The sequence below is a fragment of the Colidextribacter sp. OB.20 genome, assembly GCF_009911595.1.
Lineage (GTDB): Bacteria > Bacillota > Clostridia > Oscillospirales > Oscillospiraceae > Lawsonibacter.
The window spans coordinates 1-22,103 of sequence record NZ_QWKG01000073.1; the positions used below are offsets into that span (position 1 = coordinate 1).

Genomic DNA, 22,103 nt, shown 5'->3' on the forward strand with positions numbered 1-22,103 from the left:
CAGGCCCGCCCCGCTGACCACCGCGTCCACCCCGGCTCGCAGGGCGGTGCGGACGCTGTCGGCGTACTGGGCCGTGGCCACCATAGCGTTGACCGCTACCAGCCCCGCTCCCCGGGCCAGCTCCCTGGCCCGGCGGACCTGGCGCTCCAGGGCCCGCAGGTTCGCCCCTTGGGGATCGGTCTCATAGTCCGGCTCCTGAAAGCCGCAGGCGGCGGTGGAGATGGTCCCCATACCGCCCTTCGCGGCCACCGCTCCGGCCAGCCCGTCCAGGCTGATCCCTACGCCCATACCCCCCTGAAGGATAGGCAGGGGGAGGGTCTTGCTGCCAATTCTTACCGCCATTTTTCCTCCGTCTCCGTCAGGACGGTCCTGCAATCCCCCATCATCTCCTCCAGAATGGCCCGCAGGGGGCGGATCTCGTGGAGCAGGCCGGCATTCTGGCCGCACATGAGGGAGCCGGTCTTGGTGTCGCCGTCGAAAACCGCCCGGCGCAGGGAGCCCAGGGTAAATTTCTCCAGCTCCTCCCGGGAGGCCCCAGCCCGCTCCTGTTTTAAATACTCCCGGGACATCTGGTTCTTTAAAATACGGACGGGAGCGTTCACCGACCGGCCGGTTACCGTGGTATCGCTGTCCTTGGCCTTTAAAACGGCCTGCTTGTAGTTGTCGTGGATTGGGCACTCCTCGCTCACCAGCAGGCAGGTGCCCACCTGGGCGCCGCAGGCCCCCAGGGCAAAGGCAGCGGCCAGCTGTTTGCCGCCGGCGATGCCCCCGGCGGCGATGACGGGCAGATCGGTGACCTCACAGACCTGAGGCACCAGGGCCATGGTGGTAAGCTCCCCCACGTGGCCGCCGCTCTCGGTGCCCTCGGCGATAAAGCCGTCCACCCTCAGGGGCTCCAGCCGCTTCACCAGGGTGGTGGCGGGGACCACGGGGAATACCTTGATGCCCGCCTCCTTCCAGGCGGGGACAAACTGGCTGGGCACCCCCGCTCCGGTGGTGACCACCTTCACCCCCTCCTCAATGACCACCCGGGCCATCTCGGGGGCGGCGGGGTTCATCAGCATGATGTTCACCCCGAAGGGCTTATCGGTAAGGGACTTACAGGTGCGGATCTGCTCCCGGAGCTGCTCCGCGTTCATGCCTCCCGCGCCGATCAGCCCCAGCGCCCCGGCGTTGGAGACGGCGGCGGCAAATTCGCCGGTGGCAATGTTGGCCATGCCGCCCTGGATAATGGGGAACTCGGTTCCCAGAATTTCGTTTAATTTCATGGTTTCCCACTCCTTATTGAATGGCTCCGTCCTTTTGAGTCCAGGCCGCCGAGGGCGGCGGCCCCTGCAAAGCGTATGTAGGGGGCGGCCTCTGTGCCGCCCCGCCGATTTATGGCGGCGTCCGGAAAGACGGGGCGGCGCAGAGGCCGCCCCCTACGAACATACCCCTACCACCGCAGCAGCGCCCCGGCCCAGGTCAGGCCCCCGCCGAAGCCCACCGTTACAATCCGCATCCCGGGGCGCAGAGCCCCGTCCCGGACCAGCTCGTCCAGGGCGATGGGGATGCTGGCGGCGGAGGTGTTGCCGTAGCGGTCCATATTTTTATAGAACAGACCCTCCCGGGCCTTTAGTCTCTTTGCTACAAAGTCGATGATCCGGGCGTTGGCCTGGTGACAGACCACCAGGTCCAGGTCGTTGACGGACTCCAGGCCCTCCACCTCCAGCAGCTGTCGGATGGATTTCTCCACCACCTCCACGGCGAAGCGGAACACCGCCCTGCCGTCCATATGGATGGCGGAGGGGGCCGGTCCCGGCCCCTGGACCCGGATGCTGTCCGGGTCCCCCCGGGAGCCGAATACGGTGTGCCAGCTGCGGCCCTCCTCCCGGCGGACCACCGCAGCCCCCGCCCCGTCCCCGAAGAGGACGCAGGTGTTCCGGTCGGTGTGGTCCATCACCCGGCTGATGACCTCCGCCCCCACAATCAGGGCGCAGGGCCGGGGGGCGTCACAGAGCAGGGCGTGGGCGGTTTTCAGGCCGTAGAGAAACCCGGCGCAGGCGGCGTTCAGGTCGAAGCAGAGGGTGTCCTCCTCCAGCCCCAGCTCCCGCTGGAGCAGACAGGCGGTGGAGGGGCTGGCATGGTCGGGGGTGAAGGTGGCCGCGATGCACACACCGATATCCCCGGCGGTCAGCCCCGCCCGGTCCATGGCCTGACGGGCCGCGTGAACAGCCAGATCAAGTCCGGTCTCTGACGTGCAGAAGTGCCGCTGGTGGATTCCGGTGCGGCTGAACACCCACTCGTCGCTGGTGTCCACCGTCCGGCTCAGGTCCTCATTGGTCACCACCCGCTCCGGCAGGCACCGTCCGGTGGCTAAAATCCGGGGCGCGCTCATGGCTCCTCCTCCCTGGCCGGGGGCAGGCTCTGCCCCATGGCCCGGAACATCTCATATCTCTGCTTTGCTAAAGCCGAACCCTTCATCTTCTCCAGTCCGGCCAACTCCTTCACCAGGGCGGCGTCCACCGTGCGGAAGGTGGCCTGCCAGTCGGTGTGGGCTCCCCCCTCAGGCTCCCGGAGGACCCCCTGGACAATGCCGCCCCGGCGCAGGTCCTGGGCGGTGAGTCTCATCACGCCGCAGGCCTCGTCCGCACGGGAGGAGGCCTTCCACAGGATGGAGGCGAAGCCCTCAGGGGAGAGGACGGAGTAGACCGCGTGCTCCAGCATGAGCACCCGGTTGGCTACGGCCAGCGCCAAGGCCCCGCCGCTGCCCCCCTCGCCGGTAATCACCGAGATGACGGGCACCTCCAGGGCGCTCATCAGGGCCAGGCACTGGGCAATGGCCTCCCCCTGGCCCCGCTCCTCCGCCTCCCTGCCGGGGTAGGCCCCCGGGGTGTCCACAAAGGTGATAATGGGCCGGCCAAACTTCTCCGCCTGGCGCATCAGCCGCTGGGCCTTGCGGTAGCCCTCGGGGGAGGGCATCCCGAAGTTGCAGCGCAGGTTTTCCTCCAGATTTTTTCCCTTCCGGTGGCCGATCACTGTGACAGGCTGGCCGTGGAACCGGGCGATGCCCCCCAGAATACTGCCGTCCTCGCCGTACAGCCGGTCTCCCCGCTGCTCAAAGAAGTCGGTAAACAGGGCGTCGATAAAATCCGCCGTCCCCGGACGCTCCGGGTGGCGGGCAATTTTCACTTTTTCCGCAGGACTCAGGCGGCTCATGAGCGCTTCCCCCCTTCGTGCAGGGCCATCAGCTGGGACAGGACCGCCCGCCACTCCTTCCGGGGGACGATCCGGTCCAGAGAGCCGTGGTCCAGCAGGTATTCTGCCCTCTGAAAGCCCTCGGGGAGCTGTTCCTTGATGGTCTGCTCAATGACCCGGGGGCCGGCAAAGCCAATAAGAGCTCCCGGCTCAGCCAGCATAATGTCCCCCAGGGAGGCGAAGCTGGCCGTCACCCCGCCGGTGGTGGGGTGGGTAAAGCAGGAGATGTACAGCCCGCCCCCGCGCTGAAACCGCTGGATGGCGGCGGCGGTCTTTGCCATCTGCATCAGGGAGAAGATGCCCTCCTGCATCCGGGCTCCGCCGCTGGCGGAGAAAATCACCAGGGGCAGCTTTTTCCGGGCAGCGTACTCGGCGGCCCGGGTGACCTTCTCCCCCACCGCCGTGCCCATGCTGCCCATGAGGAACTGGCTGTCCAGCACGGCAAAAACCGCCTTGCGGCCTTCAATCCTTCCCAGAGCGGCCACCGCCGCGTCTCTCAGGCCGGTCTTTTCCTCCAGCCCAGCCAGCTTGGCCGGGTAGTCGGGAAAGTGCAGCGGGTCAGCGGGGGACAGCTTCTCCTCCAGCTCCTGGAAGGAGCCGGGGTCCAGAATGTTGGCAAGGCGGTAGTAGGCCCCGATGGGGGCGTGGAAGCCGCATTTGGGGCAGACCTGTAAGTTCCGGTCCCACTCCAGGCTGGGGCTCTCCTCCCCGCAGGCGGAGCACCTGCTCCGCCGGGAAGATGTGAGCTTCCCCTCCCGCATGGCCCGATAGATCAGCAGCCGATCCCGGCGCTGGGAAAATGTTCTGTTCACGGCTCTTCCTCCATCAGACAGTCACAGGTCCGGGCCAGCTCCAGCAGCCGGTCCAGGTTTTTATCCAGGAATCCGGTGTCATACCGGCCCCGGACAAACTCAGGGTCGTGCATAATCAGGTGGGCCAGAGGGGCGTTGGTGGGGTAGCCCTCGATAATCAGCTCCTCCAGGGCCCGGCGCATCCGGCGGATGGCCTCCAGCCGGGTAGGGGCGTGGACCAGCACCTTGGCGGCCAGGGAATCGTAGTAGGGGGGCACCTCATAGCCGGTGTACAGAGCGGTGTCCACCCGGACCCCAGGCCCTCCGGGCAGGTGGAGGAAGGTGGTGGTTCCCGGACAGGGCATAAAGTCCCGCTCCGGGTCCTCGGCGTTGACGCGGCACTCAATGGCGTGGCCGGTCACCTGAATATTCTCCTGGGTGAAGGACAGGGGCAGGCCGGAGGCCACACGGAGCTGCTCCTTCACCAGATCGACACCGGTGACCAGCTCGGTGACCGGATGCTCCACCTGAATGCGGGTGTTCATCTCGATAAAGTAGAACTGTCCGCCGGGTGAGAGGACAAATTCCACCGTTCCGGCCCCCACATAGCCCGCCGCCTTGGCGGCGGCCACGGCGGCCCGGCCCATCTCCTCCCGCAGGGCGGGGGTGAGGGCCTTGGAGGGGGACTCCTCTATCAGCTTCTGCCGGCGGCGCTGGATGGAGCAGTCCCGCTCCCCCAGGTGGACCACATGGCCTTGAGTATCAGCCATAATCTGGAACTCAATGTGCCGGGGGTTGACCACCAGCTTCTCCAGATAGAGCTCCCCGTCGCCGAAACAGGCCACCGCCTCGGCCTTGGCCTCCTGAAAGGCCCGGTCGATGTCCTCCGATCCGCCGGCCTGACGCATCCCCCGGCCCCCGCCTCCGGCGGAGGCCTTCAGCAGGACGGGATAACCCACCTTCTCGGCCAGCTCCCTGGCCTGACGGGCGTTTTTCAGCGCCCCGTCGGAGCCGGGCACCACCGGCACCCCGGCGCTCTGGGCCAGGGTGCGGGCGGCGGATTTGCTGCCCAGCTTCCGGATCACGTCCCCGGAGGGGCCGATGTATTTCAGCCCGGCCTGGACGCAGCGGTCGGCAAAGTCCGGGTTTTCCGACAGAAAGCCATAGCCGGGGTGGATGGCGTCGCACCTGCTTGCCAGAGCAGCGGAGAGGATGGCGTCCTGATTGAGGTAGCTGTCCGCCGCCCGGGCCGGGCCAATGCACAGCGACCGGGTGGCCAGCTGGGCGGCCAGGGAGCTCTCGTCGGCCTGGGAGTACACGGCCACCGTCTCGATGTCCAGCTCCCGGCAGGCCCGGATCACCCGCAGGGCGATCTCCCCCCGGTTAGCAATCAACACACGCTTTACCATGGCTTTACACCCTCCGGACGCGGAACAGGGGGGCGCCCATCCCCACCGCCTCGCCGTCCTTGGCCAGGACCTCCTCCACCACGCAGTCGGCGGGGGCGGGGACCTCGCTCATCATCTTCATGGCCTCAATGAGGCAGAGAGTGTCCCCCTTCTTCACCCGGGTCCCAGGGACGGCATAGGGGGACTCCTCCGGGGCGGGAGCGGCGTAGAACACCCCCACCAGAGGGGCGGACACCACTTCGCCCTCCTCCCGCTCCGCCGGGGCGGGAGAAGCCGGGGCCGGAGCGGGAGCGGCCATGGCTGGGGCCGCGGTCATCTCCCGGCGCAGGCTGATTTTCTCCTCTCCGCGCTTCCACTCCAGGGCCGTCAGGCCGGAGGCGGCAAAGCGGTCCATCAGACCGTATAATTCCTGTAATTCCATGGGCAGCCTCCTGGCGTGTTACGCCTGCTTGCTCTTGATGTAGTCCAGGATGTCCTGAACGGTGTGGATCTTCTCCAGGTCCTCGTCCTCGATGCCGGCGCCCAGCTTCTCCTGCAGGGCCATGGACAGCTCCACGATCTCCAGGGAGTCGGCCTCCAGGTCCTCAATCAGATTGGTCTCCGGCTTGACATCCCCGGCGTCGCAGCTCAGCGTCTCAACAATGATGTCACGTACATTCTCAAAGGTAATTTCCATTTCAGTTTACCTGCCTTTCAAAATTTCAAGTATTTTATCTAAATGATTTTAACTAAAATACTTGAGCCTTATTATATGGAAAACTGTTCCACTGTCAAGAAGAATTTTCCCTCCGCCGGGGTTTTCTCTGTTTCTCACAAATATTGCCCGGTTTCCCGGCTCCCTTTCCATCGGACTGAAGGGGCGGCGATGGGCCGTGAGGAGTAGAGGGACGCAAAAAACCGCAGAAGCACCAGGGCTTCCGCGGTTTTACACTGTCGTTTGGATACGCTATGACGGGGAACTATGCCTTGAAGAGGCATCCCGCCAGCTATATGCGGGCAAGGCCTTTGGGGCGGCCGTTGGCCTGATAGAGCTCACGCAGAGTCTCCAGCTGCTCCTGCTCCGGGTCTATGTAGACGCTGCCGGTGTATCCGTCCATCAGGGCGGGGTGCCCCTCATATCGGGCGAGGAGGGGGACCTCCACAATGGCAGGGATATGGTAGGCCCGGACCAGCATGGCGGTGTGGCTGTCCAGACTTCCCTTCCGGGTGATGAGTCCCAGCAGCCGGCGCTGGTCGAAGTCCATCACCTCGCTGGGCAGGAAATCGTCAGACACCAGGATGGCGGGCTCCTCCATCAGCAGCGTCTGCCGCCCGCCCATCAGAGCCCGGAGCACCCGCTGAGAGATGTCCCGGATATCCGCCGCCCTGGCCTGCATATAGGGACTGTCCATGGCGGCGAAGGCGGCGGAGAAGCCGACCTCCGCCATCTGGACAGCGTATTCCGCCGTGGCACTCTGGCCGTTGATCAGGGTCCGGATGGTCTCCACATAGTCGTGATCTTCCAGCAGCATCCCGTGAATCAGGAAGATAGAGGCTACCCCGTCGCCCACCTGATTCAGGGCGCGGTGGTAGAGGGTGTTCAGCTCCAGGATGGCCAGCTGCTGGGCCCGGTGGAAGCGGTTGACCTCCTGCCGCCAGCCCCCGTGTGTGTACATCTGAATCTGGGGCACAGGGCGGCGATAAAAGCACAGACGGCCCGCCACAATTTGATTCATGATCGCTTTGCCGGTCAGGACCTGCATTTAACCGCCCCCTCTCTGAGAGATCAATATCTATAATTTTTTTAAATTATAGCTCCTCTCACCCTTTTTTGTAAAGGTGAGTTTTTTCCAAATCTGTCATCATTCCAAAAGAATCATTTGTCTACTTCTGGGCGAATAGCAATTTTTTGTAATTTTTCATTTGGTTTTAGCAATCGCTATCTATTTTTCGCTTTACTCCAATAAACCATTATGCTATAATAAGCCAGAAAAACCGGCCCGTCTGATGGCGTCGGCCGTGATAAAATGCAGGAGGTCTTTCCATGGTTTCTGAACGTATGAGGGGGCTGGGCACCGCCCGGTCTGTGATTCGTGAGCTGTTTGAATACGGCAATGCCCGGGCGGCCCACGTTGGCCGGGAGAATGTCTTTGATTTCTCCATTGGCAACCCCAGCGTCCCCTCCCCCGACGCCGTCAATGAGACGGCCATCCGCCTGCTCAGAGAGCAGCCGGACCAGATTCACGCCTATACCAGCGCACAGGGGGCAGCCGACGCCCGCCAGCGCTTTGCCGACTCGCTGAACCGCCGTTTTGGAACGGACTATACCGCCGACCGCTTCTACCTCACGGTGGGGGCCGCCGCCTCTCTGTGCTGTGTGTTTAACGGCCTGTCCTGTCCCGGGGACGAGTTCGTCGTCTTTGCCCCCTACTTCCCCGAGTATAAGGTGTTTATTGAGGGGGCCGGGGCCAAAATGGTCCTGATTCCGCCGGAGGTCGAGGCCTTCCAGATCGACTTTGACATCTTTGAGCGGTCCCTCAGCCAGCACACCAAGGGGGTGCTCATCAACAGCCCCAACAACCCCTCCGGCACGGTGTACTCCCGTGAGACGCTTGAGCGGCTGGCCGGTATTCTCACCAGGAAGAGCCAGGAGTACGGCCACCCCATCTACCTCATCTCCGACGAGCCCTACCGGGAGATCGTCTATGCCGGGGTGGAGGTGCCCTGGGTACCCAGCCTCTACCGGGACACCATCGTGTGCTACTCCTTCTCCAAGTCTCTCTCCCTGCCCGGCGAGCGCCTCGGATACGTGCTGGTGCCCAAGGAGGCGGCGGAGAGCGGCGACGTATATGCCGCGGTGGCGGGGGCGGGCCGGTCCCTGGGCTATGTGTGCGCCCCCAGCCTGTTCCAACAGGTCACCTCCCGGTGCTGTGACCTGACCTCCGACATCAAGGTCTATGAGGAGAACGCCCGGCTGCTGGTCACCTCCCTGCGGGAGATGGGCTACCACGTGGTGGAGCCCCAGGGGGCCTTCTATCTGTTCCCCCGGACGCTGGAGGCGGACGACGCGGCCTTCTGCGAGCGGGCCAAGAAGCTGGATTTGCTCATTGTCCCCGGCTCGGGCTTCGGCGCCCCCGGACATACCCGGATCTCCTACTGCGTCCAGACCGACATGATCCGCCGGGCCCTGCCCAAGTTTAAGGAGCTGGCGGAGTCCTATCGGTAATGCCGGCGGAAACCCTTGAAAAATCAGGAGGAAGAGAGAACTATGAAATTAGGAATCGTGGGTCTGCCCAATGTGGGCAAGAGCACCCTGTTTAATGCCATTACCAACGCCGGCGCGGAGAGCGCCAACTACCCCTTCTGCACCATCGACCCCAATGTGGGCATGGTGGCGGTGCCCGACGCCCGGCTGGACAAGCTGTCGGAGATGTATCACCCCAAGAAAACCACTCCGGCGGTCATCGAGTTTGTGGATATTGCCGGCCTGGTGAAGGGAGCGTCCAGAGGCGAGGGTCTGGGCAACAAATTCCTGGGTAACATCCGTGTCACAGACGCCATTGTCCATGTGGTCCGCTGCTTTGACGACAGCAACGTCATCCATGTGGAGGGGTCTACCGACCCGGTGCGGGATATGGACACCATCGACCTGGAGCTGGTGATGGCCGACCTGGAGATGGTGGAGCGGCGCATCGACAAGGCCAAAAAGATGGCTAAGGGGGACAAGAAGTTCCTCCGGGAGGCGGAGGACTTTGAGGGCCTGCGGGCCTGGCTCAACGACGGCAGGTCCGCCCGGAGCTACACCGAGGTGGACATTGGGGCCGAATACCCCGACTGCGAGCTGCTGTCCCTCAAGCCGGTGATCTACGCCGCCAACCTGGATGAGGACGGCTTTTCCAATCCGGCCGCCGTCCCCTACTACAGCCAGGTGGAGCAGCGGGCAAAGGAGCAGGGGGCCCAGGTAATCCCCGTGTGCGCCAAGCTGGAGGCGGAGATTGCCCAACTGGACGGCGAGGAGAAGCAGATGTTCCTGGACGACCTGGGGGTGGCCGAGAGCGGCCTGGACCGGCTGGTAAAGGCCAGCTACACCCTCCTTGGACTGATCTCTTACCTCACCTCTGGGGAGGACGAGTGCCGGGCCTGGACCATCACCCGGGGCACCAAGGCCCCCCAGGCCGCCGGCAAGATCCACTCCGACTTCGAGCGGGGCTTTATCCGGGCCGAGGTCATCTCCTATAAGGATCTGATGGCCTGCGGGAGCATGGCCGCCGCCCGGGAGAAGGGGCTCATCCGCTCCGAGGGCAAGGAGTACGTGGTCCAGGACGGGGATATTATCCTGTTCCGATTCAACGTGTGACCGGCAGGGGGCGGCGCGGAGGCCGCCCCCTTCTCCACCACGGGCCTGTGAACGGCAGGGCGGCACAGAGGCCGCCCCCTACACAAATCAATAGGAGTGAAACCAGTTGAACATCTATCTCGACCTTTTCCTCACCTTCGCCAAGGTGGGGGTGTGTACCTTCGGCGGGGGTTACGCCATGCTGCCCATCCTCCAGCGGGAGGTGGTGGAAAAGAAGGGCTGGGCCACCGACGAGGAGCTCACTGACTACTTTGCTGTGGGACAGTGCACCCCGGGCATCATCGCCGTCAACACCGCCACCTTCATCGGCTACAAGCACAGGGGCATCCCCGGCGGCGTGCTCACCACCCTGGGGGTGGTGTTCCCCTCCCTTGTGATTATCACTGCCATCGCCGCCTTTCTGTCTAATTTCGCGGACATCCCGGTGGTACAGCACGCCCTGGCGGGCATCAACGCCGCCGTGGTGGCGCTGATTGCCTCCAGCGTGCTGAAGCTGGGCAAGTCCACCCTGAAAAACGGGGCGGCCATCGCCATCTTCCTGTGTGTGCTGGCCCTGTCGGCGGCGGGGAGCCTGGTCAGCTTCGGCGCCGGAGCCTATGGGACTGTGATGGACAGCCTCACCTCCCCGGTGGTGCTCATTGTGCTGGCTGGAGTCGTGGGCTATCTCCTCTATGGAGGAAAGAAGGGCGGTGAGGGCAAATGATTTTTATCAGATTGTTTTTTGAGTTTGCCAAGGTGGGCCTCTTCGCCGTGGGCGGCGGCCTGGCCACCATCCCCTTTCTCCGGGACATGGGGGCTCAGACGGGCTGGTTCACCGACGTGGACCTGACCACCATGATCGCCGTGTCTGAGTCCACCCCCGGCCCCATGGGGGTGAACATGGCTACCTATGTGGGCTTCCAGACGGGCAGCATGGCGGGGGGACCGCTGGGCGGTCTGGCGGGCGCGGTGCTGGCCACCCTGGGCCTTGTCACTCCGTCGGTCATTGTCATCGTGATTATCGCCGGCTTTTTGCAGAAATTCCGACAGTCCAGAACGGTGGACGCCGTTTTTCAGGGCCTGCGGCCCGCATCCACCGCCCTCATCGCCTCCGCCGGACTGAGCGTGGCTCTGTCGGTGCTGACCGCGGCGGGCGGAGCGGCGGAGCACACCTTTGGCCTCAACTGGCCCGCCCTGATTTTGACCGTGGCCGTGTTTGTCTGTATGCGCTACACGCCGCTGAAAAAGCTGCACCCGGTGGCCTTTATTGCCGCTGCCGCCGTGGCAGGCGTGGTGTTCCAATTTTAGGAGCGGTCCGCCGCCCGGCCCCCGCGCATAGGTTCCGCCGCTCCTGGGCAGACTGGTTCCGGGAGGGGAGTGTCTGTGGAGCAATTTGAGCAGTATTACCGCCTGCCCCAGGATGTGGTGGGCCACGACGCCGCGCTGTTGTCCTACTGGGACCAGATGCCCGCCAGAGCCCAGCTGCGGCTGCTGGAGAGCGGGATCACCGTGTCCACCCTGGGGGAGCTGAAAATGCTGGCCGACGAGCTAAGCCGGGATTGACTTGCGCGACTTGAGAAAATATGGTATGATCGTCTAAAAACGACAAGGAGCGCGAAATTATGCTGTTTCTATGGTACCCCAAATGTACGACCTGCCAGAGAGCCAAAAAATTCCTGGATGAGCGGGGCGTGTCCTGCGCGCAGCGGAATATAAAAGAGGAAAATCCCACTGTTGAGGAGCTGCGGACCTGGTGGAGGGTCAGCGGACTGCCGCTGAAAAAATTTTTCAACACCTCCGGTATGCAGTACCGGGCGCTGGAGCTGAAGGACAAGCTGCCCTCTATGAGCGAGGAGGAGCAGCTGGCGCTGCTGGCCTCCGATGGAATGCTGGTAAAGCGGCCCATTCTGGCAGGGGACGACTTTGTGCGCGTCGGGTTCCGTCAGGGTGAGTGGGAGGAAAAGCTGTAATTCCTCCCCAGAGTTGAATGACAGGCGCCGTGCGGCCATAATAAAAGAGCGGATGGACTTTGTCCATCCGCTCTTTTATTGAATTGGCAGTGCCGAAAGCTCCTGGCTTGAAGGGGATTGGTGCTTACTTAATCATGGAGGCGACCTCAGCGGCGAAGTCGTCCCCGGCCTTCTCGATGCCCTCGCCGGTGGCGAAGCGGGTAAAGGCCTTCACGGTGATCTTGCCGCCCAGCTCCTTGGCTACGGCAGCCACGTGCTTCTCTACGGAGATCTTGTTCTCCTTGACGAAGGCCTGCTGGAGCAGACAGTTCTCCTCATAGTACTTACCCAGCTTACCCATAACGATGCCCTCCTTCACCTTTTCAGGCTTGGCGGCCATCTTGGGATCGTTGGCCATAATGGCCAGCTGGATTTCCTTCTCCTTGTCCAGCACCTCCTGGCTCACGTCGGACTTGTCCAGATAGGTGGGGTTCATGGCACAAATCTGCATAGCCACGTCCTTGCCCAGCTCCACCACCTTGGCGGCGTCGATGCCCTCAACCTCCAGGTTGACCAGCACGCCCACCTTGCCGTTCATGTGGACATAGGGCACGTTCACTCCCTCGCCATAGCGGATGAAGCGGCGGATCTGGATATTCTCACCGATCGCCAGCACCTTGTCGGCGGTGACGTCGGCGATGGTGCGGTCGGTGCCGAGGTATTTGCAGTTCTTCACTGCCTCCACATCGGCGGGGTCCTCAGCGGCAATGACGGCGGCCACGTCCTTGACAAAGCCCTGGAACACGTCGTTCTTGGCGACAAAGTCAGTCTGGGAGTTGACCTCAATGAGCACGCCTACACCGTTGTCGGCCACCATCGCCAGGGACACACCCTCGGCGGCCACCTTACCGGCTTTCTTGGTCTGGGCGGCAAGGCCCTTCTCACGCAGCCACTCGATGGCCTTGTCGAAGTCGCCGTCAGCCTCTACCAGGGCCTTTTTGCAGTCCATCATACCTACGCCAGTCATCTCGCGCAGCTTCTGTACGTCTTTTGCGGTGATTGCCATAATAATAACCTCCAAAATATTGTGATAGAGCAGGGCGCGACGGCCCGGCGCGACGCGTGCGCCTTTTAAGGCGGCGTGCCGGGGTCGTCACGCCCTACACATGATTTTGTAATTACTCCGCGGCGGCGGGGGTCTCGGCGGCCTCCGCGGCGGGGGCGGCATCCTGGCCCTGACGGCCCTCCTGGATGGCGTTGGCCATGACGGAGGAGATCAGCTTGATGGCGCGGATGGCGTCGTCGTTGCCGGGGATCACGTAGTCGATCTCGTCGGGGTCGCAGTTGGTATCCACAATGGCTACGATGGGGATGTGGAGCTTGCGGGCCTCGTTGATGGCGTTGCGCTCCTTGCGGGGGTCAACCACAAACAGGGCGCCGGGCAGCTTCTTCATCTCGGTCACGCCGCCCAAATACTTCTCCAGCTTGGCAATCTCGCCCATGTGCTTGATGACTTCCTTCTTGGGCAGCATGTCGAAGGTGCCGTCCTCCTGCATCCGCTTCAGCTGGGCCAGACGGTCCACGCGGCCGCGCATGGTCTTGAAGTTGGTGAGCATACCACCCAGCCACCGGGCGTTCACCCAGTACATGCCCACACGGCCGGCCTCCTCCTTGATGGCCTCCTGAGCCTGCTTCTTGGTGCCCACGAAGAGCAGGGTCTCGCCCTTCTCGCCCAGAGAGCGGACGAAATTATAGGCCTCCTCCAGCTTCTTCACGGTCTTCTGGAGATCAATGATATAGATCCCGTTGCGCTCCGTGTAGATGTAGGTGGCCATCTTGGGGTTCCACCGGCGGGTCTGGTGGCCGAAGTGTACGCCGGCCTCCAGCAGCTGCTTCATAGATACGACTGCCATAGTTTTTTCCTCCTGTTTTTCAGTTATTCTTCTGGGGGCATCATATCCTCCGCCAACCCGGCATTTTATCCGGGCACCGGGCGGATGATCCGCACTCCCACGCATAATGCTGGGGTAGTATACCACAGTTTTTCCAGAAATGCAACTGTTTTTTGGGATTTAGAGCAGGATAAATCAGTATTTTAAGAGCTCATTTCCCTATTGACAAAGTGGGTTTATGGGAATATACTTACACCAACACCAGAGAAGGGGGATATTTCCCATGAGTTATAAATTTGAAACCCTGCAGCTCCACGTCGGCCAGGAGCAGCCCGACCCTGCCACCGGCGCCCGGGCGGTGCCCATCTATCAGACCACCAGCTATGTGTTCCGGGACTCCGCCCACGCCGCCGCCCGGTTCGGGCTGGAGGACACCGGAAATATCTATGGCCGGCTGACCAACTCCACTCAGGATGTGCTGGAAAAGCGCATCGCCGCCCTGGAGGGGGGCGTGGCGGCGCTGGCGCTGGCCTCCGGCGCGGCGGCGATTACCTACGCCATCCAGGCGCTGGCCCAGGCCGGGGACCATATCGTGGCCCAAAAGACCATCTATGGCGGAAGCTATAACCTGCTGGCCCACACACTGCCCCAGTATGGCATTCAGACCACCTTCGTAGATGTTCACGACCTGAACGCCATCGCCGCGGCCATCCGGCCCAACACCAAGGCCATCTACCTGGAAACGCTGGGAAACCCCAACAGCGACATCCCTGACATTGACGCCGCCGGGGAAATTGCCCACGCCCACGGCCTGCCCCTGGTCATCGACAACACCTTCGGCACCCCCTACCTCATTCGGCCCATGGAACATGGGGCAGACATCGTGGTCCACTCCGCCACGAAGTTCATCGGCGGACACGGCACCGCTCTGGGCGGTATCATCGTGGACAGCGGAAGGTTTGACTGGAGGGCCTCTGGCAAATACGCCCCCATTGCCCAGCCCAACCCCAGTTACCACGGGGTCAGCTTTGTGGACGCCGCCGGTCCCGCCGCCTTCGTCACCTACATCCGGGCCATTCTGCTCCGGGACACTGGAGCTGCAATCTCCCCCTTCAACGCCTTCCTGCTCCTCCAAGGGGTGGAGACCCTGTCCCTGCGGCTGGAGCGCCATGCTGAAAACACAAAAAAGGTGGTGGACTTTCTGGCCTCTCACCCCCAGGTGGAGAAGGTCAACCACCCCTCTCTGCCCGGTCATCCCGACCACGCCCTGTATGAAAAATATTTCCCCAACGGCGGCGCCTCCATCTTCACCTTTGAGATCAAGGGCGGCCAGCCGGAGGCTCACAGGTTTATCGACAACCTGGAGATTTTCTCCCTGCTGGCTAACGTGGCGGACGTGAAGTCTCTGGTCATCCACCCGGCCACCACCACCCACGCCCAGCTCTCCCCTGAGGAGTTGCTGGACCAGGGCATACACCCCAACACCATCCGCCTGTCCATCGGCACGGAGCACATCGACGACATCATCGCCGACCTGGAAAAGGGGTTTGCCGCCGTGGCTCAGAGCTGACCCGCATTTAACGCGCCCCGGTCAAACAGGCCCTGCAACAATCTGCAAAATTGCCGGCAGCGGACAGCCCGTTTGTCAGAGCGTTCTGATGGCTGCTATAAAAGGGCTCGCCGCCTGCTCTTCACAGACGGCGAGCCCTTTTGGCTGCTTGCACCACTGGGCTTTGTCTAATTTTCGGGCACCCTTTACAGAACCTTTTTCGCCCCTTGAAGGGTGGTGAGCATGGCCTCCGCCTCAGCCGGAGACGCCGTATCCTTCGGCCCCAGCCGGCCGTCGGCGGGGATCAGGCCCTTTTGATGTGCCCATGCCAGCGCAGGCTGGGCAAACAGGGAGATATCTCCCACATCGCTGTAGCTGCCAAGGCCGGGGTAGTCCATCAGCATGGGGCTGCCCGCCCAGCGCCAGAGAATCACCGCCAGCTGCTCCCGGCTCACAGGGTCATCGGGGCCGACCCTTCCGTCACCGTAGCCGCTGATAATCCCCTCGCTGCTGGCCCAGCGGATGGCCTCCGCGTTGGGCGCGGACTGGTCCACGTCGCTGTAGTTCATCAAATAGTTGACCACGGGCTTTCCCTCCGCCTCGTGAAGCAGACCGATCAGGGCGGAGCGAGTCAGCGTCTGAGCGGCGGGAACCTGGTCCAGCACCATAATGTGCCGCGGGCAGGCCTGGCCGGGGTAGGACAGCGCCACCGCCTCATACCAGGCCATAATGCAGGTCCCGGGCTGGATGTCGTTCAGCGTTACGGGGTTCCCCGTATAGCTGGACAGAGTGGTTTCCTGGCCGGCGTACAGAAACAGTCCGCCGTTGTCCGTGGTAATCCGGCTCTGCCCCTCCTGCTCCGTTACCGCCTCCACCTTGCAGTACATCGCGCAGCCCGCATCCTGAGGGACATTGCGCACAACCGCGAAGGCGGCAGACTGGGGCGGCATGGACCGGGTGGAGACAGAGCTGTGGAACACATAGAGCCGCTCCCCCACCGCCAAATCAGAGGGTGAGCCGGGGGCCTGCCTGCCGCTGTCAATCCAGAAGGTCTCGTCGGAGATCCTCATCACATATTCGCCCGACTGCTCGCAGTCCATGTGCAGGCCGGTGACCGTTCCGTCCGCCCCGGTGAGAATCGCCTTGACCTCTCCATAGTCCAGCACGCTGCTTGGCAGAGATTGAACATTTTCCATTTCTGCATCCTCCAATACTTGGAAGGCGGACGGGGCGCTGCCTGCCGCCAGGGTGGGAACGGCCGCTGAACAGAGCAGTACGCCGCTCAGCGCGAGGGCTGCTAATTTCTGATTCATGTTACACATCTCCTTTCAGAAAATTTTGACGCATGCTTTCGTAAAAAGTTCCCAGTGCAGGTATGTTTTTTACACGGCCTAATAAAGACACCTTGGTTCGGATGGCTGTGGCGAGGGTTGAGTTAACGCCCTCAACGCCTATCTTGGCCAGGATGGAGGTCAGCGCCGCGAATATTGACGAGCCCAACGCAAATAAAAACCACATAGCTTCTCCACCTAAAACATGCCGCAGACAGCGCAAATCTGCATACGGCCATTATACCACGCAAATCCGGCTTTGAACAGGAGGCATAGCGGAGGGGAGTGCCCATCTGCGCATTTCATGCTGATTGATTTTTTGACATCTCTGTAGGGGCGCACATTGTGCGCCCGCACGATCATACGGTGTGTACCGGCAGAACGGGCGGATGATATCCGCCCCTACATAAAATCTGCGGAAAGGACACTCCCTAGCAGAGGACGCCGCCCCTACAGACTACTGTCAGGCATTCTGCATATTGCTGCAGGCAAAAAAACAGACGGCAGGCCCGCCGATGGCGGGCCTGCCCAGCTTTTCAGATCAGCCGCCGCGCCTGCGGGGCCACTTGTAGCGGCACAGCTGCTCCTTGCAGGAGGCACACTGGAGATTCCGGTTAGAGCCGAACCAGAAGCGCTCCGGATAACGGCGGAACCGAACCTCCCACACGCACAGCACCAGCAGCCCGGTCCCAAACAGGGTCCAGGAGTACCAGTGGGGGACGCACATCAGGGGAGCGGCCATCATCCAGGAGCCCCAGGCGAAGATACGGCAGTTGACGCAACAGCGGTTGCCCATCAGGAAGAACTGGAAGGGACAGAAGAACAGCACGCACACCAGGTCGCAGAGATAGGCCAGAGCGCACAGGAGCACCAGAGTGGAGGCTTGCAGCAGTCCCCGGTGGTACAGCAGGCCGAAGCTCAGGTTGACAGCCAGCCACACCGCCGCCACCCGCGCCGCTCCCCTGTCCTGCCGGCGCACCGCCTGGGCCAGCGCCTGAGGGTCATAGTTCGGGACGGGGTCGAAGCGGCCTGGATACTGCTTGAGGCATCCGGTGGTCAGCCCGCTGTTGGCGTCGAGCTGGGAGAGCATGGAGACCAGCACCGCCCCCCACAGCAGGAGCAGCGGCCAGGACAGGCTTCGAGCGGTAAAGTCCAGCCGGTCGGGGCAGAGAAAATACGCCCCGCCAACGAGCAGAAAGACCGTCAGCCGGAACAGAAATTCCCGGATGTAGCGCCGGGTGACCTTGGAGATGGGAGACATGGAACCGCCTCTCTTTCTATCGCGCCTATCATAACACATCCGGAGGGGACAGAACAAGCGGATTAACAGAAACCTAACGCCAAGCGGGGAAGATTTTTCAGGAAAGAAGAAAAACCGGCCGGGATGGAGCAGTTACCGGCTGATGAAAGCTGTGCGCGCTTGCCTCCGCTCGGCAGTTTATGTTATAATGGTGTATATTGATCTGATAAAGGAGCAAATCCGCCATGAAGGAAGAATGTCTGATCTGCGGCGATTCCCTGGAGTATTTGGAAGCGGATGAGATGATGGAGTGCTCTCTCTGCCACAAGCGGGAGAGCAGCAAGACCAGGTGCATGAATGGACACTATGTTTGCAGCGAGTGCCACACGAAGGGCCTGGACTCCATCATTGGGGCATGTCTCTCTGAGACGTCTAAGGACCCCGTTAAAATTATCACTCAAATGATGAACCAGCCGTTCTGCCATATGCACGGGCCGGAGCACCATGTCATGGCAGGCGCCGCCCTGCTGACGGCATATAAAAACGCGGGTGGTGAAATTGATCTGCACACAGCCCTAATTGAAATGATGAATCGGGGTAAAAGCGTCCCTGGCGGCACCTGCGGCTTCTGGGGGGCCTGCGGAGCCGGCATCAGCGCCGGCATGTTTGTATCGATCATTTCAAAATCCACCCCGCTGACCGTTGAGCCCTTTGGCCTCTCCAACCTGATGACGTCGAAGGCGTTGGAGCAGATCGGAACTGTCGGCGGCCCCCGATGCTGCAAGCGGGACTCGTTTCTGTCCATCCTGGCCGCTGTCGATTTTGTGCGGGAGCACCTTGGGATAGAAATGGAGCGGCAGGAGGTCGTATGCGATTATTCGGCTCAGAACAATCAATGCATCGGGATGCGCTGTCCGTTTTCAAGGGCAAATCATAAAAAACCATAATTTATCCAGGGGATGGCCCGAAGCAGGGCTGTCCCCTGGAGCATTTTGCAAGGACAGAAGTCCTGCGGAACCAGCCGGATGTTCACGGCCCACCCCCGCCGGAGGAGGGTGGGCGGACCCGCCGCTTCTGCGCTTTGCCGGATCAGATGCCGGGGTTATCCTCCTCGCTTACCAATTTGAACCAAAAGCTGATGCAGATGCCCTCTGACAGCTTGCGCACTTTATGCTCGGTATCTGACGGAATAAGCAGCGCGGCCCCCTCGTTGAGGACAAATACCTGCCCGTTCCCAAACTGAATTTCCATTGCGCCCTGGGCAACGATCCCAATCTCATCATATCGGTGCTTCGACGAAACATACTCCGCGCTGCCGCCGGCTAAAGTCATGGCATCCAGCTTATAATCTGAACTGGAAGAGAAAATAGACTCCAGCTTTACTACATCATTCAGATTATAGATCAATGAACGCTGCTCGGGCGTAATCAGCGAAGGAAGCTTGGAAGAGGGCTCCTCCCGGCTGGCTGGTTCCTCTAAATTTGGAACGGCCAGGTCATTGATCGTGACGTGGAGCACATAACAGATTTTTTGCAGATTGTTGATGGTCGGCTGGCTGGCTCCCCGTTCAATTTTGCTGAGGAATCCAGCGGATAGGCCGGTTTTTTCCGCCATTTCCTGCAATGTTAAGCCGTACTGCTGGCGCAGGCTACGCAGTGTGCTCCCCAAAGATTCCGATACTTGCCCCTGATTTTTCATAGCGTATCCTCCTGTCTGATTGCCATACTATTTCCATTTTATCATATCTGCACATCATTTTACCAGCCTTATGAAATAAAAATTTTTCCGAAATGAAACTTACACGGATTGACTGACTCTTTTGAGGCACAGACAGACACAGACCGGCGGACGGCATATGAGCGCTCGGGCATTCAGGCGGCAAGCTGTTTCCGGAAGCTGCACACAGCTCCCAGACTGGGATAAAATTAGCGGGCCGCAGGCAGTCTGCCTGCGGCCCTCATGTACAGAGATATGGAGAGGGAAATCGCAGTCGGGTCTAGAAAGGACGGGCTGCATTCTTGTCGTCCAGAGGCACATAGAAGGCATTTCCGCCAAAGGGAACGGGATTGGCCCTGATGTACTCCAGCTCCTCATAGAGATCGCTGCCCAGGAAGTACTTCTCGGGCTTGTAGGGCTCCTGGCCGGCGGCGATGGCGTCCATGCCGGCCTTGATCTTATCGGGGGAGGCGGGCAGCTCGTAAATGCGCACGCCGCAGGCGTTCCTGATCCCGTTCAGCACGGCCACATGACCGGAGGACTGGAAGGCCTCGGAGGCGCCGGAGGAGCCGAAGGGGCCCTCCTCATCGGGCCGCTCATAGAACACCACATTGATGTCGTCGGGGGTGTCGGTGCAGTAGGGCACGCCGGACCGGGCGATATTGCTGTGGATCTTTACGTCGTCATAGTTCTCGGTAAGGGCGAAGCCGATGGAGTGGGAGATGCCGCCGTAGGCCTGGCCCAGAACGGCCGCCACATTGCCCAATTTTCCCACATCGGTGACGCAGGCGAAGCGGACGCAGCTGGCCTTGCCCGTCTTGACGTCCACCTCTACCTCAGCGATATTGAAGCAGTAGGTGTAGGCGGGGTTGGGGTTGCCCACGCCGGTGTTGGGGTCCATGCGGCACAGCTTGCCAGCCCGGGTCTCCACCGTGGTGCAGGTATAACGGCCGCGGCAGCGGGTGGGGATGTTCTCAGCCACCATCTCCTCATAGGTGCGGTAGGTGCCGTCGGGCTTGCGCATGGCGTCCATCAGCTTGTTGGCCGCGTCGATGGTGGCCTTGCCGCTCATAAAGTGGGTGCGGCTGGCGCCGGACATGCCGGAGTCGGGGCACAGCTTGGTGTCATTTTGGATGAGTTTGACCTGGTCGGGCCTGATGCCCAGGGGCTTCAGGGCCTCCAGGGTGAGCATGAGGGAGCCGATGTCGCCGCCCTGGCCCAACTCCTGGTAGGTGTCGTACTTGGTGATGGTGCCGTCGGGATTCAGCTCCAGATCGGCATAGGCCTCGTCCGTGACCCCCTCGGTGACGTTGAAGCCGCCCCAGGCCACGCCGACACCGCGCAGCTTTTCCGGTGTAGAGGCAGCCTTGGCGTGGGCCTTCATCTCCTCATAGATGGGTTTGGCGCGCTTCATGATCTCCTCCATGGGGTACTGGGGATACTCGTAGCTGGCAGTGGTGGTGTCGCCCTCGTGGGCGATGTTGCGCCAGCGGATCTCGAAGGGATCCAGACCCAGCTTCTCGGCCATCAGGTCCATCATGGACTCGGAGTGGGTGTAGGCCTGGGGGGAGCCGTAGGAGCGGTAGGCGGTGGCAAAGTTGTGGTTGGTGTTGGCGATGCGGCCCAGAGCTGCCACGTGGGGCACGTTGTAGGGGAAGTAGACATGGCGGACCACCTTGGTAATCAGGTCGTCGCCGCCCCAGGAGTAGGCGCCGTGGTCCACACCGAAGTCATACTCGGCGGCGATAATCCTGCCCTCGCTGTCGCAGGCCAGCCGGCCGTTGGAGTAGGCGGGAGCCCGCTTGCCGGAGAAGTGCTGGTGCTCCTCATAGGTCATGGACAGGGATACAGGCATGCCGGTGACCACGGTGCAGGCGCCGCACAGGGCCAGGTCGCTGGCGTTGGTGGACCAGCCGAAGCTGGCGCCGGTGGGATTCATCAGAACGCGCAGCTTGCTGGTGGGAACGCCCAGACTGCTGCCCACACGGCTGATGGAGGTGTAGACGCCCTGGCTCTTGCACTGGAAGGTGAGGAAGCCGTCCTCATCAAAGTAGCTCTGGAGCACATCGCCCTCAATGGACATGTGGGGCTGGCGGGTGGAGTGGAAGGAGCCCTCCACCACGTTGGGGGCGCTGTCAATCATCTCACGGACCTTCTCGGCATCCTCCAGGCCCACGCCCTTGAGCAGGGGCTGCTCGCAGTAGATGTTGGGGGTGTCGTCGTGGACACGGGTGGCGTCGGGCATGACAGCCTCCAGATAGCTCATGGCCTCGGGGAGCTTCTCGATGTCCACGGTCACCTTGGCTGCGGCAGCCTGGGCATGGGCCCGGGTGTCGGCGCAGACCACAGCCACCACATCGCCGTAGCGGAAGATTTTCTCGTCGCACAGCACGCGGCGGGAGGACTCCAGCACAGTGGAGCGCTCGTGAAGCTGGCCCTCAGCCAGGACATTGGAGGCACCGGTGGCTTTCAGGTCAGCGGCGGTGACCACCTTGTAGACGCCGGGCATCTTCTCTGCCTCCTCGGTGTGGATGGCCAGAATTTTGGCGTGGTGGGCCACACGGGGCTGGACAATGGCGCCAAAGAGGGTATTTTCGGGGAAGGACAGCTCCTGGTCGTCGCCGTAGTCGTACAGGCCGCAGACCTTGGCCAGGGCGGTGGGCCGCACCAGGGG

The 22,103-nt window shown here is 61.9% G+C and carries 22 protein-coding genes and 2 pseudogenes; 8 read left to right on the forward strand and 16 right to left on the reverse strand.

The features are described 5' to 3' along the window. The 9 genes and pseudogenes from D1641_RS15790 to D1641_RS15830 form a co-directional block, all read right to left on the reverse strand. Positions 1-342: pseudogene (locus D1641_RS15790) on the reverse strand (nitronate monooxygenase); the annotation flags it as partial. After that, the gene (locus D1641_RS15795) at positions 333-1,268 is read right to left on the reverse strand and encodes a nitronate monooxygenase (protein WP_160667392.1); all 936 of its coding nucleotides are present in this window, start codon (positions 1,266-1,268) and stop codon (positions 333-335) included. The pseudogene D1641_RS15790 and the gene D1641_RS15795, both read right to left, overlap by 10 nt. A 167-nt stretch (positions 1,269-1,435) precedes the next feature. Beyond that, the gene (locus D1641_RS15800; protein ID WP_160667394.1) at positions 1,436-2,377 is read right to left on the reverse strand and encodes a beta-ketoacyl-ACP synthase III; all 942 of its coding nucleotides are present in this window, start codon (positions 2,375-2,377) and stop codon (positions 1,436-1,438) included. Then, positions 2,374-3,198: an acetyl-CoA carboxylase carboxyltransferase subunit alpha gene (locus D1641_RS15805; RefSeq protein WP_160667396.1), complete on the reverse strand. Its 825-nt coding sequence runs from the start codon at positions 3,196-3,198 to the stop codon at positions 2,374-2,376. Before D1641_RS15805 ends, D1641_RS15800 begins: the two co-directional genes overlap by 4 nt. After that, a complete protein-coding gene (gene accD / locus D1641_RS15810) occupies positions 3,195-4,049 on the reverse strand; it encodes an acetyl-CoA carboxylase, carboxyltransferase subunit beta (RefSeq protein WP_347707451.1) in 855 nt (284 codons plus the stop codon). The genes D1641_RS15805 and accD overlap by 4 nt, the downstream gene beginning before the upstream one ends. Beyond that, a complete protein-coding gene (gene accC, locus D1641_RS15815) occupies positions 4,046-5,437 on the reverse strand; it encodes an acetyl-CoA carboxylase biotin carboxylase subunit (RefSeq protein WP_160667399.1) in 1,392 nt (463 codons plus the stop codon). Before accC ends, accD begins: the two co-directional genes overlap by 4 nt. A gap of 4 nt (positions 5,438-5,441) precedes the next feature. After that, entirely contained in the window at positions 5,442-5,858 is a 417-nt protein-coding gene (locus tag D1641_RS15820) for an acetyl-CoA carboxylase biotin carboxyl carrier protein subunit (RefSeq protein ID WP_160667401.1), read from the reverse strand. An 18-nt stretch (positions 5,859-5,876) separates the two neighbouring features. Beyond that, complete coding sequence (gene acpP / locus D1641_RS15825) at positions 5,877-6,113, reverse strand: acyl carrier protein (protein ID WP_160667403.1); 237 nt, start codon at positions 6,111-6,113, stop codon at positions 5,877-5,879. 310 nt (positions 6,114-6,423) lie between these two features. After that, positions 6,424-7,179, reverse strand: coding sequence for a phosphoenolpyruvate-utilizing N-terminal domain-containing protein (locus tag D1641_RS15830; protein ID WP_160667405.1), 756 nt, complete (start codon positions 7,177-7,179; stop codon positions 6,424-6,426). Positions 7,180-7,460: 281 nt separating this feature from the next. On the opposite strand from D1641_RS15830, the gene D1641_RS15835 reads away from it, so the two are divergent. The 6 genes from D1641_RS15835 to D1641_RS15860 all read left to right on the forward strand — a co-directional run bounded on the left by D1641_RS15835 (position 7,461) and on the right by D1641_RS15860 (position 11,722). Next, complete coding sequence (locus D1641_RS15835) at positions 7,461-8,642, forward strand: pyridoxal phosphate-dependent aminotransferase (RefSeq protein WP_160667407.1); 1,182 nt, start codon at positions 7,461-7,463, stop codon at positions 8,640-8,642. A gap of 42 nt (positions 8,643-8,684) precedes the next feature. Beyond that, positions 8,685-9,773 carry a redox-regulated ATPase YchF gene (gene ychF / locus D1641_RS15840; RefSeq protein WP_160667410.1) on the forward strand — a complete coding sequence of 363 codons (1,089 nt, stop codon included), beginning with the start codon at positions 8,685-8,687 and terminating at the stop codon, positions 9,771-9,773. 106 nt (positions 9,774-9,879) lie between these two features. Continuing rightward, the gene (locus D1641_RS15845) at positions 9,880-10,476 is read left to right on the forward strand and encodes a chromate transporter (protein ID WP_160667412.1); all 597 of its coding nucleotides are present in this window, start codon (positions 9,880-9,882) and stop codon (positions 10,474-10,476) included. Then, a complete protein-coding gene (locus tag D1641_RS15850; protein ID WP_160667414.1) occupies positions 10,473-11,060 on the forward strand; it encodes a chromate transporter in 588 nt (195 codons plus the stop codon). Before D1641_RS15845 ends, D1641_RS15850 begins: the two co-directional genes overlap by 4 nt. A 75-nt stretch (positions 11,061-11,135) precedes the next feature. Then, positions 11,136-11,315, forward strand: a complete 180-nt coding sequence (locus D1641_RS15855) for a hypothetical protein (RefSeq protein WP_160667416.1) — start codon at positions 11,136-11,138, stop codon at positions 11,313-11,315. Positions 11,316-11,374: 59 nt separating this feature from the next. Further along, positions 11,375-11,722, forward strand: a complete 348-nt coding sequence (locus tag D1641_RS15860; protein WP_160667418.1) for an arsenate reductase family protein — start codon at positions 11,375-11,377, stop codon at positions 11,720-11,722. Between the two features lie 124 nt (positions 11,723-11,846). Here D1641_RS15860 and tsf read toward each other — a convergent pair whose 3' ends face one another. After that, the gene (gene tsf / locus D1641_RS15865) at positions 11,847-12,767 is read right to left on the reverse strand and encodes a translation elongation factor Ts (RefSeq protein ID WP_160667420.1); all 921 of its coding nucleotides are present in this window, start codon (positions 12,765-12,767) and stop codon (positions 11,847-11,849) included. 112 nt (positions 12,768-12,879) lie between these two features. Further along, positions 12,880-13,614 (reverse strand): 30S ribosomal protein S2, encoded by a 735-nt coding sequence (gene rpsB / locus D1641_RS15870; RefSeq protein ID WP_160667422.1) that lies wholly within the window; start codon positions 13,612-13,614, stop codon positions 12,880-12,882. Positions 13,615-13,876: 262 nt separating this feature from the next. Between rpsB and D1641_RS15875 the strand changes: the two genes are divergently transcribed. Beyond that, the gene (locus D1641_RS15875; RefSeq protein WP_160667424.1) at positions 13,877-15,163 is read left to right on the forward strand and encodes an O-acetylhomoserine aminocarboxypropyltransferase/cysteine synthase family protein; all 1,287 of its coding nucleotides are present in this window, start codon (positions 13,877-13,879) and stop codon (positions 15,161-15,163) included. Between the two features lie 185 nt (positions 15,164-15,348). Here D1641_RS15875 and D1641_RS15880 read toward each other — a convergent pair whose 3' ends face one another. The 3 genes and pseudogenes from D1641_RS15880 to D1641_RS15890 form a co-directional block, all read right to left on the reverse strand. Continuing rightward, positions 15,349-16,455: an S-layer homology domain-containing protein gene (locus D1641_RS15880; RefSeq protein ID WP_160667426.1), complete on the reverse strand. Its 1,107-nt coding sequence runs from the start codon at positions 16,453-16,455 to the stop codon at positions 15,349-15,351. A gap of 82 nt (positions 16,456-16,537) precedes the next feature. Further along, a pseudogene (locus tag D1641_RS15885) lies at positions 16,538-16,660 on the reverse strand (EamA family transporter); the annotation flags it as partial. Between the two features lie 354 nt (positions 16,661-17,014). Then, entirely contained in the window at positions 17,015-17,734 is a 720-nt protein-coding gene (locus tag D1641_RS15890) for a hypothetical protein (protein WP_160667428.1), read from the reverse strand. A 224-nt stretch (positions 17,735-17,958) separates the two neighbouring features. Here D1641_RS15890 and D1641_RS15895 point away from each other — a divergent pair, with 224 nt between their 5' ends. After that, positions 17,959-18,660 (forward strand): DUF5714 domain-containing protein, encoded by a 702-nt coding sequence (locus D1641_RS15895; RefSeq protein ID WP_160667431.1) that lies wholly within the window; start codon positions 17,959-17,961, stop codon positions 18,658-18,660. A 142-nt stretch (positions 18,661-18,802) separates the two neighbouring features. Here D1641_RS15895 and D1641_RS15900 read toward each other — a convergent pair whose 3' ends face one another. Together D1641_RS15900 and D1641_RS15905 are read right to left on the reverse strand one after the other, a co-directional pair. Next, entirely contained in the window at positions 18,803-19,411 is a 609-nt protein-coding gene (locus D1641_RS15900) for a helix-turn-helix transcriptional regulator (RefSeq protein WP_160667433.1), read from the reverse strand. 298 nt (positions 19,412-19,709) lie between these two features. Then, positions 19,710-22,103, reverse strand: a 2,394-nt coding sequence (locus D1641_RS15905; protein ID WP_160667435.1) for a xanthine dehydrogenase family protein molybdopterin-binding subunit, incomplete at its 5' end; no start/stop codon positions are given.